Genomic DNA, 11,909 nt, shown 5'->3' with positions numbered 1-11,909 from the left:
TATGGATAAAGATATAAAATCATATATATTTATTGAGAAGTTAAAGTCTTTATCATTCGTTGAAGAAATATGGCTTTTCGGTTCTCGTGCTAGAGGGGATAACGATGAACGTTCCGATATTGATATTGCAATTATCTGCCCTAATATTACAGATCAAGAATGGCTAAAAGTTATGGATATTATAGAGAATGCCGACACCCTTTTAAAGATAGATTGTGTAAGGTTTGAAAATACTAAAACAAGCTCTGAACTTTATGAAAATATATTAAAAGAGAAAAAAATTATATATGTCAAAAATAAACCTTAAGCTTGAAAAATTTCGTAAAGCTTTTATGACACTTGAAGATATCTATTTAAAACCAGTCACAGCAGATAGGGCTTATATTGATGCCACTATACAAAGATTTGAATTTACTTTTGAACTCGCTTGGAAGTTTTTAAAAGAATATTTTTCTCAAAAAGGCACAGTTCTTCACTATCCTAAAGAAGTGATAAGGGAAGCTTTTGTTACCGGTATTATAAATGATGAGAGTTTATGGATTTATATGCTTACTGATCGTAATATGACATCTCATACTTACGATAAAAAACTTGCCGATGAAATATCTATAGCCGGATAAGAAATTATGTTCCTGAACTTAAGAAGTTACTAGATGCTATTGATTCAAAGACTTTATAATGCCTTGCAGTGTTTGAACTTCAGGGGAAGAGAGACTATTGATACGTGTAAATATATTAGTGATATTTTGCTGCATAGCGGGCTTTTTGTCAGGAGCTTTGAAGAAACCGGCTTTATCGAGTCTGCCGAATAAATTTGCTAAAAAATGCTCTATTTCTTCTTTGGTAGCTAATTTTTGAATATTGTATATATCCTCTCTAGAGGTAGAATTACGAAATAATTCATAGCATATAATAATAACCGCTTGAGCAATATTTAATGAGCTAAATTCAGTGGTGTTAATAGTGATAATCTTATTGGCAAGTGAAACCTCTTCATTACTAAGCCCGTTATTTTCCCTCCCGAACATTATCCCGACTTTTGCAGAATTTGGATAATCTAACGGCAAATTTTGCGAAAATACATAGTCTTTATTCATAGCCCTTTTAATGCAAGTAGTAGCATATAAACATTCGAGGTCTTTAATACTATCCTCAAGACTATCATAAACTTTTGCATTATCTATAATATTAACCGCTCCAACTGCATTACTACGTGCTCGCTCATTTGGCCAGCCGTCTCGTGGAGCTACGATTCTAAGCTCACTTAAGCCAAAATTCTTCATTGCTCTTGCAGTAGCACCGATATTCTCGCCCATTTGCGGGGCAACTAATATTATAATCGGATTCATTTAAACCCTCATAACATGACAAGTATAAGCGATTGCTATAGCGTCAGCTTCATCGGAATTAGTAATTAAGGAAGTGCCGGGCAGCAAAAGCTTTATCATATGCAAAATTTGGTCTTTTTCTGCATGACCATAGCCGGTTACAGTTTTTTTTACCGTATTTGGTTTAAATTCCCGCATGTCCAAATTATACCTACCAAACAGCGACATTATCGCACCTCTAGCATAGCCGAGCTTTAACGAAGTCACGCTATTAGTATTAACAAATGTTTCTTCAATCACTGCCATATTTGGTTGATATTCTAATATTACTTTTTCTAATGTACTGTTAATAAAGGCAAGTCTATTATGAATTTCATCCTTACTATTTGTTTTAATAATACCGCTAGCTAAATATTTCAGCTTTGCGGTATCCTTTGCAACCACCGCCCATCCAAGACTCCCAAGTGCCGGATCAATCCCAAGTACTATCATAGTTATTTTGCTATCTCTTTTAATAAAAACTGTTTCATTTCTTGTGCATTAGCGTGGTCAGGGTTTAATTCAAGTGCGTTGTTAAAATTTTCAAGTGCTTCATCATACTTGCCTAAATCTGCCAATGATACCGCTTTATCACAATAAAAATTTGCATTATTAGGGTCTAACTCTATTGCTTTATTAAAATTTTCAAGTGCCAAACTATATTGCTCTAGGATAGATAATATTACACCTTTAAAACAATAAAAATTAGAATTATTGTTATTTAACTTAACAGCATTATCAATTGCTTCAAGTGCCAAATCATATTTTTTAAGACCTACCAATGTTACAGTTTTACCATAATAAAACTCTGATTCATTAGGGTTTAATTCTATAGCTTTGTTGAAGCTTTCAATAGCAAGTTCGGGTTGTTCTAACTCGTTTAAAGTTAAGCCTTTTTCAAAATGAAAATCTGCATTATTAGGTTCTAATTCTATTGCTTTATTATAAGCTTTAAGGGCGGAATCGTATTGTCCTGATTCATAAAACTCAATACCTTGATTATAATAATTCGTATAGGAAACATCTTTAATTTCAGCTTTACCAGTTGTCGGGAAAATAAATGACAAAATGGATAGAAAAAACCTAAAATATTTTCTCATATCACTTTACTCTCATATACTGATAAAAATCCGGGTTATTTTCCCACAGTTCGCGCACCTTAACAAATAAAAATAAATGAACAGGAAAGCCAAAAAACCGCTCCATTTGCATTCGAGATTTTGCCCCTATCTCTCTGATTTTAGAGCCGTTTTTACCGAGTATTATAGTTTTATAGCTCTCTCTTGAGACTACTATAACTTGATTAATCTTTACGGATTTGTCTTTAAGCTCTTCCCACTTTTCGGTTTGTACGGTTAATTTATAAGGTAGTTCTTGCTGCAAATTAAAAAATAATTGCTCTCTTGTAATTTCTGCCGCAATAAAACGCATTGGTAAATCCGTTATGTCGTCTTCTGCATAAAGCCAAGGAGAAATTTTTGCCTTACCTGTTATATATTCAAGTAATCCATCAATATTTTTGCCCGATAAAGCAGATATAGGAAAAAGCAAACTATCAGGATGATTTTCCGTTAAAAAAGCTTTAATGTCATCTAGATATTTTGATTCGATGTCTATTTTATTCAATAAAAATATCGGAACAATATTAAGTGAGCGAAGCTTATCTAAAATATCGTGCGTTACATCGTCAAACGGTTTTAAACTATCGATAATTAACATTACTAAATCCGCACTATGCAAACTAGACCACGCACATCTGACCATCGCCTTCTCAAGCGTTCCTTTCGGCTCAAATATTCCCGGCGTATCATATAAAATGACCTGCGTATCCTTTAAAGTAATAATGCCGGTAATAATTGACCTAGTCGTTTGAACTTTTGGGGTAACAATTGAAAGCTTCTCATCGATTATTCTATTTAGCAAAGTCGACTTCCCACTATTTGGTCGCCCTATTATACAGACAGATATAGTTTTTTGAGCTTGATTAATCATTTTTAAGTCTATGTAATAAGCTTCGTGCTGCGTTTTTTTCGGCTTCTTTTATAGAATGCCCCGTGCCTGTTTGTTCATAATCTTTTACTTTCACAAGCACCGTAAAAGTTGATGAATGGGCTGCTCCTTCTCTTTTTATCAGACGGTATATAGGTAGGTGATGGCTACTCGCTTGAGCCCATTCTTGTAAAGCAGTTTTTGGATCATAATCCGTTAAATTCTGAATTTTTATAAATTCTGCCCATAATTTCCCGATAATATTACGGGTTGTTTCAATATTGCTATCAAGATATATAGCTGCAATTAAAGCTTCCGTAGCATTTTCTATATTATTAGGATTATCACGCCCTCCTGCTACTTCTTCACCATGAGTCATAATTATATAATCTTTTAAAGTGAGCTTGGTCCCAACCACACATATTGTTTCTTTGCAAACTAAATATGATCTAATTTTAGCTAAATTCCCCTCATTATAATTTGCAAAATTTCTAAATAAAATTTCCGTGACTACTAAATTTAATACAGCATCACCTAGGAACTCTAATCGTTCATAATCTTTATCATCCTTATACTCATGATGTTGTCTTAAAGACGGATGACTCAACGCTTCTATTAAAAGCTCTTTATTTTTGAAACTATAGCCAAGCAGCTTTTCTAACTTCTCAAATGATTTCATTACTCATCCGTGTTATAAAGATTTCTGAAAATTCGATTTAACCTAACAGATTCAATCCATGGTTTTAACCTTAGTACTAGATTAATAACTCCTATATCGTTATCCCACCAAGTTATTTTTGTTGAGAACCAAATAAATTGTGCTTTAGCAATAAAATTTTCAAACGGTACAAATCCAAGATTTACTCTACTATCATTTGACTGATCTCTATTATCCCCTAAAAAGAAATATTTTCCTTCAGGTACATAAAAAACATCCGTGTTACCATATCTATCATTATATATAACGCCAAAAATAGGAGCAAGCTTATAAGAAAAATATGTTCTACCGTTTGGCAAGGTTTCTTTAAACTTCAAATATTTTATTCCCTCTTCGCTTATATAAGTTCCAACTTCCGTGCGTTCTATTTTTTTATCGTTAATATATATTACGTCATCAATCAATTGAATTCTATCGCCGGGTAGCCCTATTAAACGCTTTATATATCTAACATTCATATCGTTAGGCGGACGAAAAACTACAATATCGCCACGCTCCGGTTTACAAGCAAATATTCGTCCTTTAAAAAGAGGAATAAAATCAAAAAAAGATAAAGAATAATTACTATAACCATAACTATATTTCGTAGAAAATATATAGTCATTCTCAAGTATGGTTGCTTTCATAGAACCGGTTGGAACGGTAAACGGCTCCATAATAAGTATTCTAATAAGTAAAGCGATACATATTACAAAAGCAAAAGACCCCCACTCTTGCTTAGCTGTTTTATTAGTGTTTGATTTTGTATTATCTGTTTGCATAATCTCTTAATTATTTATAAATTGAAATCGTCATTGTGAACGACTGTAAGCCTTGTTGCATGGCTTTCGTCATTGCGAGGAAATTACAAAGTAATTGACGAAGCAATCTCAGGAGTTTATTATTATTTCATGAGATTGCCACGCTCCTTACAGTCGCTCGCAATGACAATAAAGTCAAGCCACACTATAACTCTTTATCCTCTCCTCAATCTCGCTTCTAAAATGGCGTATCAGCCCTTGGATTGGCCAAGCTGCCGCATCACCTAAGGCACAAATAGTATGCCCCTCTATTTCTTTCGTAACATTAAGAAGTTCGTCTATCTCGGATTTTTGGGCATTACCTTTAACTAGCCGCATCATAACTCGCCACATCCAGCCCGTACCTTCACGGCAAGGAGTACATTGCCCACATGATTCATGCATATAAAATTTACTAAGCCTTGCTATTGCATAAATAATGTCGGTAGATTTATCCATAACTATAATACCACCTGTACCAAGTCCGGAACCTGCGGTTCTTAAACTATCAAAATCCATATCCACTTCACATAATGACTTAGGAAGTAAAGGCACCGAAGAACCGCCCGGAATTATGGCTTTAAGATTATCCCATCCACCACGAACACCGCCGGCATATTTTTCAATCAATTCTTTTAACGAAATTCCCATTGCCTCTTCAACATTGCAAGGCTTATTAACATGCCCCGATATGCAGAAAATCTTAGTACCGGTATTGTTAGGCTTACCGATAGAAGCAAACCAACTAGCTCCTCGTCTTAAAATGGTCGGCACTACTGCAATAGACTCAACATTATTTATAGTAGTCGGGCAGCCATATAGCCCAAATCCGGCAGGGAAAGGCGGCTTAAGCCGTGGCATACCTTTTTTGCCCTCTAAGCTTTCAAGTAATGCCGTTTCCTCACCGCAAATATAAGCCCCTGCCCCACGATGTAAATAAATATTACAATCGAAACCCGAACCACAAGCATTTTTTCCTATTAACCCTTCTTTATAAGCTTCATCTAAGGCACGCTGAATATTAGAAGCTTCATTATAAAATTCACCTCTAATATAGATATAGCAATCATTCGCTCCTATAGCAAAGCTTGCAAGCAAGCAACCTTCTATTAATTTGTGCGGCTCAAACCTTAATATATCACGATCCTTACAAGTACCCGGCTCAGACTCGTCGGCATTTACTACTAAATAGCAAGGCTTCTCTGAATTTTTGGGCATAAATGACCATTTCATGCCTGTAGAAAACCCGGCACCGCCTCGCCCTCTAAGCCCTGATTTCTTGACCTCTTCAATAATAAAGTCTCTACCTTTATCAAGCAAAGCTTTAGTATTATCCCAATCGCCTCGCTTCTTGCTAGATTTCAAATCATGGCTTTGCTGCTCATGTAGGTTAGTAAAAATTTTGTCTTCTTCTTTTAGCATAAACTATTCTCGTTATGGCTTAAAAACGTCATTGCGAGGAAAAATTGAAAATTTTGACGAAGCAATCTCGTGCCAAAATCCTGAGATTGCCACGCAGCCTACGGCTGCTCGCAATGACGACTTGGGTATACACACCACAGGCGATGCCCGCTTGCAATGACGATTTTTTACCTTTCTATTACTTTTTTATTAAACTTTCTATTAGCGAACATTGTAAGTATCGGAGCGGAGATAAAAATTGATGAATAAGTACCGGCTATTATCCCCAAAAATACAAGGACGCTAAAACTACGGATTGCCTCACCGCCAAAAAGAATAAGGGCTAAATTGGCAAGTAGTGTAGTAATTACCGTTAAAATAGTTCTTGATAAAGTCTCATTGATACTTAAATTTATAATTTCCGTGATATTTTTTTTATGATATTTACGTAAATTTTCTCTAATCCTATCATATATTACTACCGAATCATTAACGGAATAACCTATAATAGTTAACACTGCGGCAATAGTGCTTAAGTTAAAATCAAGCTTTGTCATACTCATAAACCCAAGAGCGAGTATTACGTCATGCACTAAGGCGATAAGTATACCAAGACCGAAATACCACTCAAAACGCACCCAAATATAAACCATAATAGCTAAGAAAGAGAACAGCATAGCCATAGCCCCCACTTCTATTAGCTGCCTACCGACTTGCGGACCGACAAAATCTACCTTACGATATTCAAACTTATACGGAAAATTACTTTGCAAAGATGCTTTAATTAACTCAATATTTTTCATGAGATTTTCTTCGCTACTACTACCGAATCTAATCGATAAATCACGCTCACTACCGAAATTCTGTAAGACCACCTCACCTATTCCAAGCTCACCTAGAACCCCCCGCATTTTTGGCAAATCAGGAGCTTGATCAAGCCTTACCTCAATAACTATACCGCCGGCAAAATCAATACCGAAATTAAATTTATATATCCCGATCCAAATAAAGCTAATGAGCGATAAAATAATTGAGAAACTGTAACTGACTTTTTTAAAGTTCATAAAATCAAAATCGATTTTATTAGGTAAAAGTCTTAAAGGATAAATTTGCATAATATTTCGTTGAATAAAAGTTATATACTGCTTGTATTTCAAGAACCCTCATTTTATTTTGAGAGGTGAGCACCCGCAGCCTATACTTAATAGGTGAGGATGCGAATCCTTGATAAAATGAAAGAACAATTCTTGAAAGATAAGTAGTATATTTGTATTATATAGTAAATTCAAAAAGGTTAAACGATTTTTTATGTCAGAAGTAGTAGTAAAAGAACAATTAGAGCAATATATAAGCAAAATAGAAAGATTAGAACAAGAAAAAGCTGATTTATCTCAAGAAGTAAAAGATATTTTCCAAGATGCTTCTTCACATGGATTTGATGTTAAAGCTATGAAATCTATATTGAAACTAAAGAAATTGGATAAAGACAAGCTTGCCGAGCAGGATGCTATGCTTGAGCTTTATAGAGATACTTTAGGGATTTGAGTCATATGTCATTGCGAGGAAATTACGAGCAATCCAGTAGAAAATTCTGATTTACAGAATTCTTTTGTTATTTTTTTTTTGGGATTGCCACGCTCCTTTCAGTCGCTCGCAATGACGTATTGAGTAAATGAAGAATCGGTAGACGAAGGTGAATTTCAAAAATTGGCTACGCCGTTCTCCAAGAGCTGTGGTGCTCACGTATTAAGTATACGCTCCGCTCCTCGCCTTGTGAACTCCTTGCTCTTTTTGAAATTCACCGAGTATACTTAAGCTTTTGCTGCTTTGGTTTTAGCAATAGGGATATGTCTCTCTTTAATTCTAGCAGACTTACCGCTTCTATTTCTTAAATAATAAAGTTTAGCACGACGAACTACCCCATATTTTACTACATCAATAGAGTGTACTATCGGCGAGTAAGTCATAAAGCGTCTTTCGACACCTTCACCATGGCTAATTTTACGTACTAAGAAAGATGAAGTAATGCCACGATTTCTTTTTGCGATAACTACACCTTCATAAGCTTGAAATCTTTCCGTTAATTTTTCCTTACCGTCTTTCTCAATCAATCTATCAATAATTTTAACAGTCACTTTAACTGTATCGCCGGCTTCAAAATCAGGAATTTTTTTATTTGCAGTAAGCTTTGAAATATTTTCCTGTTCAAAGCGGTCAATAATATTCATTTTTTTAACTCCTTAACTCTATAAATCTTTAAGTAACTCCGGACGGCGTAATTTAGTAATCATATGTGATTGCTCTTTTTTCCACTCATTAATTAGCCTGTGGTTACCGGATAATAAAACACTCGGTACAGCTCGATCACGCCAAATTTCAGGTCTTGTATATAGACCGCATTCAAGCCCGCCCTTAAATTCCCCGTCTTCTTCAAAAGACTCGGAAGATAAGGTATTTTGGTTCATTAAAACACCTGGCAGTAGTCTAATTAAGCAATCGAGAATGGTAAGGGTAGGTATTTCTCCGCCGGATAAAATGTAGTCGCCTACACTAATTTCTTTAACATTATACTCTTCAATTACACGTTCGTCAATCCCTTCGTAACGTCCACATAAGAATATAAGGTTTTTATTTTTTAACATCTCCTTAGCAAAGCTTTGAGTAAAGACTCTACCGCGAGGTGAAGGATAGTAAATTTCAGCATTAGGATTTAAAGAAAGAGCATGATCTATACTACCGCCTAAAACATCAGGACGCATTATAAGCCCGTCACCTCCGCCGTAAGCTTCATCATCGACATTTTTATGCTTAGTTATACCGAAATCCCGAATATTGATAATATCATATGACCAAATATTTTTATGCAGTGCTTGCCCTGCTAAAGAATACCCCAGAGTACCAGGAAACATTTCAGGAAAAACGGTTAAGATTGTAGCGTGAAGTATAGACATACGTTTAAAATAGTAGACAGTACTAATTAACGCAATAAAATTATAATTTAATTATTTACCCCACCCACCTGTCCTATAATCTTCTTTTCTTTGTTTTTTAGCAGCAGCTGTTGCACCACTCCTAAATGCTTCAGCTTTTTGTTGATTCGTTTTATGAGCTTGATCACTTTGAAATTTTTGAAATTCTGCTTTCTTAGTAGCTTCTATATAACGACTTTTTATTTTCTCTAAACGTCTCATAGCATCTTTATCTAAACTAATACCTGCTTCTTTTGCTTGCTGCTCTATTTTTAATGCTGCCTTATAACCTACTGCTGCGTTTTATAACTTGCTTCTGCATAAAATTCACTCTAGAATCTTTCTTCATTGCATCATTATATGGATTTATCTTATTATTTTTAATATCCTTTATTTGTTTTTCTGCTTTCTTTTTATCAAAATCTTCCGGCATAACTTCCCTCAAAATTTAAGTTAAAAATATATCTATAGTTGCATATATTTTATTTCAAAAAAAGTTAATAAAGAAAAATAGAGGTAGAAGTAATTAAAAAATTAACCAATTTGTGTTATAAAAACTTCATCACTTCCTCAGCGATGATTAGCTCTTCGTTTGTCGGCACAGCGAAAACTTTAACCTTACTGCTTTCAGTACTTATTAGATGCTCGTTTTTTTGGTTTTTTGCATCATCTATTTTAATGCCTAGCCATAAAAGTTTTTCGGTAATCATTTCACGTATTACAGCGGAATTCTGTCCGACACCGGCAGTAAAAATTAGACAATCAAGCCCCTCAAGGGCAGCAGTTAACTTACCTATTTCAAGTACAATGCGATACACGAATAAATCTATAGCAAATTTAGCATCAGGTGAGTTACTGGCAAGCAAGGTACGCATATCAGAGCTTTCACCGGACATACCGAGTAATCCTGATTTCTTATATAGTAACTCAGTTACTTCTTTCGTAGTCATTTTCTCATGGTCGATAAGATATAACACTACTCCAGGATCAAGGTTACCTGTCCTTGTACCCATCATAACACCGTCAAGTACGCTAAAGCCCATGGAACTTGTTAGACTAAGACCATTTTTAATAACACATATATTTTTTCGGTAAACCGAAAGCTTTTGTAATAGGCGGATTGGTAAAATGAAATGACGTATCAAAACATGCTATATGCAAGATTTCTTTATATTTTTGAAGAAATAAATCCAGTACCTGCAAATTATAAGGTTGATGCAAAGGGCTTAGAGGTATTAATACTCTCAAATCTTCACTAACTTTTTCATTAACAATAATCGGTTTATTAAAATTTTTCCCGCCATGGACAATACGGTGACCGGTTGCAATTAAATTGATATTCTCTTGTTTTTTCTACCAATCTTCAAAAAGATCAATCATCATTTCAATAGCATCATCTTTAACATCGGTAGCAGATTCCTGTTTTTTATTTATATGAAATAATATTTTATTGTCGTTCTTTTCTAAAAAAATATTATAAATTTTATCCTTAACTTTTTTATTCTGAATTTCAAAAATAGAAATTTTTAAACTAGATGAGCCGGCATTAGCTATTAAAATAACATCTTTCATATTATTTACCTGATTGGATATGTAGCTTCGCCTTAGCATGGTTATAAATAAATGAAGCAAGTACACAGGAAATAACACGCATATCCATGGGATCGGCTCTACTTGTTAAAATAATAGGCACACGGGCTCCAAGAACGATACCCGCCATAACCGCTTGACCCAAATATTTTAGCTGCTTTGCAAGCATATTGCCTGATTCAAGATCAGGTACTACTAATATATCGGCATTTCCTGAAACCGAAGAACTAATGCCTTTTGCTTCTGCAGCAAATAAAGATATAGCATTATCAAACGCAAGCGGTCCATCAACTATAGCATTCGTAATTTGCCCTCGATCTGCCATTTTCGATAAAGCGGCTGCGTCAAGGGTTGTAGGGATTGCGGAGGTTACCGTCTCAACTGCTGACAATACCGCAACTCTAACCTGCTTGTCTTCTTTAATCATATGCATTAAATCAATAGCATTCTGCACTATATCACGCTTATCTTCTAGAGTAGGACGAATATTAATAGCAGCATCAGTAATAATAAAAGGCTTTGGGAACGTTGCAACTGCCATTAAAAAAGCATGGCTTATACGGCGTTCAAGTACGTAGTCCATTCTCCTTATGAACTACTGCAGACATAAGCTCATCAGTATGAAGCGACCCTTTCATAATAGCCGCAACTTCTCTTTTCTTTGCAAGCTCTACGGCTTTTTTTGCTGCTTCGTGGCTATGCTCAACGTTAATTACTTGATAATCCTCAAGATCGACATTATTAACTTTTGCTACTGATTCAATTTTATGTTGCGGACCAATCAAGACCGGTTTTATTACATTAAATTGTGCCGCTCTAACTGCACCGAGTAATGATTCTTTATCGATTGGATGAACTACTGCAGTTTTAACAGGCTTAAAGCCGTCGGCTCTAAGTAATAGATCGATGAAATGCTTTGCTGCTTCATCAAAGTCAGGATCGTTGATTTCTTTTGGAGGAGTATAAGTAGTACCTAATTTCTTAGCTAGAATTGCATCTAAAAAAGTCTCGTTTATTATATGTTGTTTCTTCATAAACACCTTAATAAATTAATCACTAACTTAATTAGATAATATAATTGATTTGATTTTGTTTT

Annotated in this window: 16 protein-coding genes and 2 pseudogenes; 4 read left to right on the top strand and 14 right to left on the bottom strand. The window is 34.9% G+C overall.

Features of this window, described 5'->3' with window-relative positions; all coding sequences use genetic code 11:
* Position 1 precedes the first annotated feature (1 nt).
* Together BN1174_RS04770 and BN1174_RS04765 are read left to right on the top strand one after the other, a co-directional pair.
* On the top strand, positions 2 to 307 hold the full coding sequence (locus BN1174_RS04770) for a nucleotidyltransferase domain-containing protein (protein ID WP_040256930.1): 306 nt from the start codon (positions 2 to 4) through the stop codon (positions 305 to 307).
* Entirely contained in the window at positions 288 to 620 is a 333-nt protein-coding gene (locus BN1174_RS04765) for an HI0074 family nucleotidyltransferase substrate-binding subunit (RefSeq protein WP_231555804.1), read from the top strand. Before BN1174_RS04770 ends, BN1174_RS04765 begins: the two co-directional genes overlap by 20 nt.
* Before the next feature lie 36 nt (positions 621 to 656).
* On the opposite strand, the gene BN1174_RS04760 is transcribed toward BN1174_RS04765, so the two are convergent.
* The 7 genes from BN1174_RS04760 to nuoF form a co-directional block, all read right to left on the bottom strand.
* Positions 657 to 1,349 carry an RNA methyltransferase gene (locus BN1174_RS04760; protein WP_040256928.1) on the bottom strand — a complete coding sequence of 231 codons (693 nt, stop codon included), beginning with the start codon at positions 1,347 to 1,349 and terminating at the stop codon, positions 657 to 659.
* Positions 1,350 to 1,820 carry a crossover junction endodeoxyribonuclease RuvC gene (gene ruvC / locus BN1174_RS04755; protein ID WP_040256926.1) on the bottom strand — a complete coding sequence of 157 codons (471 nt, stop codon included), beginning with the start codon at positions 1,818 to 1,820 and terminating at the stop codon, positions 1,350 to 1,352.
* A 2-nt stretch (positions 1,821 to 1,822) separates the two neighbouring features.
* Positions 1,823 to 2,434 carry a tetratricopeptide repeat protein gene (locus BN1174_RS04750; RefSeq protein ID WP_197062046.1) on the bottom strand — a complete coding sequence of 204 codons (612 nt, stop codon included), beginning with the start codon at positions 2,432 to 2,434 and terminating at the stop codon, positions 1,823 to 1,825.
* Positions 2,435 to 2,468: 34 nt separating this feature from the next.
* Entirely contained in the window at positions 2,469 to 3,359 is an 891-nt protein-coding gene (era, locus tag BN1174_RS04745; protein ID WP_040256922.1) for a GTPase Era, read from the bottom strand.
* On the bottom strand, positions 3,352 to 4,035 hold the full coding sequence (gene rnc / locus BN1174_RS04740; protein WP_040256920.1) for a ribonuclease III: 684 nt from the start codon (positions 4,033 to 4,035) through the stop codon (positions 3,352 to 3,354). Before rnc ends, era begins: the two co-directional genes overlap by 8 nt.
* Positions 4,035 to 4,835, bottom strand: coding sequence for a signal peptidase I (gene lepB / locus BN1174_RS04735; RefSeq protein ID WP_040256918.1), 801 nt, complete (start codon positions 4,833 to 4,835; stop codon positions 4,035 to 4,037). The genes rnc and lepB overlap by 1 nt, the downstream gene beginning before the upstream one ends.
* Positions 4,836 to 5,009: 174 nt before the next feature.
* Positions 5,010 to 6,275 carry an NADH-quinone oxidoreductase subunit NuoF gene (nuoF, locus tag BN1174_RS04730; RefSeq protein ID WP_040256916.1) on the bottom strand — a complete coding sequence of 422 codons (1,266 nt, stop codon included), beginning with the start codon at positions 6,273 to 6,275 and terminating at the stop codon, positions 5,010 to 5,012.
* 31 nt (positions 6,276 to 6,306) lie between these two features.
* Here nuoF and BN1174_RS12305 point away from each other — a divergent pair, with 31 nt between their 5' ends.
* Entirely contained in the window at positions 6,307 to 6,435 is a 129-nt protein-coding gene (locus BN1174_RS12305) for a hypothetical protein (RefSeq protein WP_269378953.1), read from the top strand.
* Positions 6,436 to 6,442: 7 nt separating this feature from the next.
* Here the strand turns inward: BN1174_RS12305 and secF are convergent, their stop codons facing one another.
* The gene (gene secF, locus BN1174_RS04725; RefSeq protein WP_040256914.1) at positions 6,443 to 7,369 is read right to left on the bottom strand and encodes a protein translocase subunit SecF; all 927 of its coding nucleotides are present in this window, start codon (positions 7,367 to 7,369) and stop codon (positions 6,443 to 6,445) included.
* 193 nt (positions 7,370 to 7,562) lie between these two features.
* On the opposite strand from secF, the gene BN1174_RS04720 reads away from it, so the two are divergent.
* Positions 7,563 to 7,799 carry a DUF2312 domain-containing protein gene (locus BN1174_RS04720; protein ID WP_004996682.1) on the top strand — a complete coding sequence of 79 codons (237 nt, stop codon included), beginning with the start codon at positions 7,563 to 7,565 and terminating at the stop codon, positions 7,797 to 7,799.
* 266 nt (positions 7,800 to 8,065) lie between these two features.
* On the opposite strand, the gene rplS is transcribed toward BN1174_RS04720, so the two are convergent.
* The 6 genes and pseudogenes from rplS to BN1174_RS04690 form a co-directional block, all read right to left on the bottom strand.
* Positions 8,066 to 8,482 (bottom strand): 50S ribosomal protein L19, encoded by a 417-nt coding sequence (gene rplS, locus BN1174_RS04715; protein WP_040256906.1) that lies wholly within the window; start codon positions 8,480 to 8,482, stop codon positions 8,066 to 8,068.
* An 18-nt stretch (positions 8,483 to 8,500) separates the two neighbouring features.
* A complete protein-coding gene (gene trmD / locus BN1174_RS04710) occupies positions 8,501 to 9,205 on the bottom strand; it encodes a tRNA (guanosine(37)-N1)-methyltransferase TrmD (RefSeq protein ID WP_040256903.1) in 705 nt (234 codons plus the stop codon).
* Between the two features lie 51 nt (positions 9,206 to 9,256).
* Positions 9,257 to 9,445 (bottom strand): hypothetical protein, encoded by a 189-nt coding sequence (locus tag BN1174_RS04705; protein WP_040256901.1) that lies wholly within the window; start codon positions 9,443 to 9,445, stop codon positions 9,257 to 9,259.
* 61 nt (positions 9,446 to 9,506) lie between these two features.
* Positions 9,507 to 9,656, bottom strand: coding sequence for a hypothetical protein (locus BN1174_RS10855; RefSeq protein WP_040256899.1), 150 nt, complete (start codon positions 9,654 to 9,656; stop codon positions 9,507 to 9,509).
* Between the two features lie 115 nt (positions 9,657 to 9,771).
* Positions 9,772 to 10,795 (bottom strand): annotated as a pseudogene (locus BN1174_RS04695) (acetate/propionate family kinase).
* A 1-nt stretch (position 10,796) separates the two neighbouring features.
* Positions 10,797 to 11,847 (bottom strand): annotated as a pseudogene (locus BN1174_RS04690) (phosphate acetyltransferase).
* Positions 11,848 to 11,909 lie beyond the last annotated feature (62 nt).

This window comes from Rickettsia hoogstraalii (genome assembly GCF_000825685.1).
Classification (GTDB): domain Bacteria; phylum Pseudomonadota; class Alphaproteobacteria; order Rickettsiales; family Rickettsiaceae; genus Rickettsia; species Rickettsia hoogstraalii.
Note: the sequence above shows the minus strand (reverse complement) of the source record. Positions and strands in the feature narration are given on the sequence as shown.

Excerpts from the sequence above, each read along its gene's own strand:
- BN1174_RS04770 (WP_040256930.1), top strand. The coding sequence starts at position 2 with ATGGATAAAGATATAAAATCATATATATTTATTGAGAAGTTAAAGTCT.
- BN1174_RS04765 (WP_231555804.1), top strand. The coding sequence starts at position 288 with ATGTCAAAAATAAACCTTAAGCTTGAAAAATTTCGTAAAGCTTTTATG.
- BN1174_RS04760 (WP_040256928.1), bottom strand. The coding sequence starts at position 1,349 with ATGAATCCGATTATAATATTAGTTGCCCCGCAAATGGGCGAGAATATC.
- ruvC (WP_040256926.1), bottom strand. The coding sequence starts at position 1,820 with ATGATAGTACTTGGGATTGATCCGGCACTTGGGAGTCTTGGATGGGCG.
- era (WP_040256922.1), bottom strand. The coding sequence starts at position 3,359 with ATGATTAATCAAGCTCAAAAAACTATATCTGTCTGTATAATAGGGCGA.
- rnc (WP_040256920.1), bottom strand. The coding sequence starts at position 4,035 with ATGAAATCATTTGAGAAGTTAGAAAAGCTGCTTGGCTATAGTTTCAAA.
- lepB (WP_040256918.1), bottom strand. The coding sequence starts at position 4,835 with ATGCAAACAGATAATACAAAATCAAACACTAATAAAACAGCTAAGCAA.
- nuoF (WP_040256916.1), bottom strand. The coding sequence starts at position 6,275 with ATGCTAAAAGAAGAAGACAAAATTTTTACTAACCTACATGAGCAGCAA.
- secF (WP_040256914.1), bottom strand. The coding sequence starts at position 7,369 with ATGCAAATTTATCCTTTAAGACTTTTACCTAATAAAATCGATTTTGAT.
- BN1174_RS04720 (WP_004996682.1), top strand. The coding sequence starts at position 7,563 with ATGTCAGAAGTAGTAGTAAAAGAACAATTAGAGCAATATATAAGCAAA.
- rplS (WP_040256906.1), bottom strand. The coding sequence starts at position 8,482 with ATGAATATTATTGACCGCTTTGAACAGGAAAATATTTCAAAGCTTACT.
- trmD (WP_040256903.1), bottom strand. The coding sequence starts at position 9,205 with ATGTCTATACTTCACGCTACAATCTTAACCGTTTTTCCTGAAATGTTT.
- BN1174_RS04705 (WP_040256901.1), bottom strand. The coding sequence starts at position 9,445 with ATGAGACGTTTAGAGAAAATAAAAAGTCGTTATATAGAAGCTACTAAG.
- BN1174_RS10855 (WP_040256899.1), bottom strand. The coding sequence starts at position 9,656 with ATGCCGGAAGATTTTGATAAAAAGAAAGCAGAAAAACAAATAAAGGAT.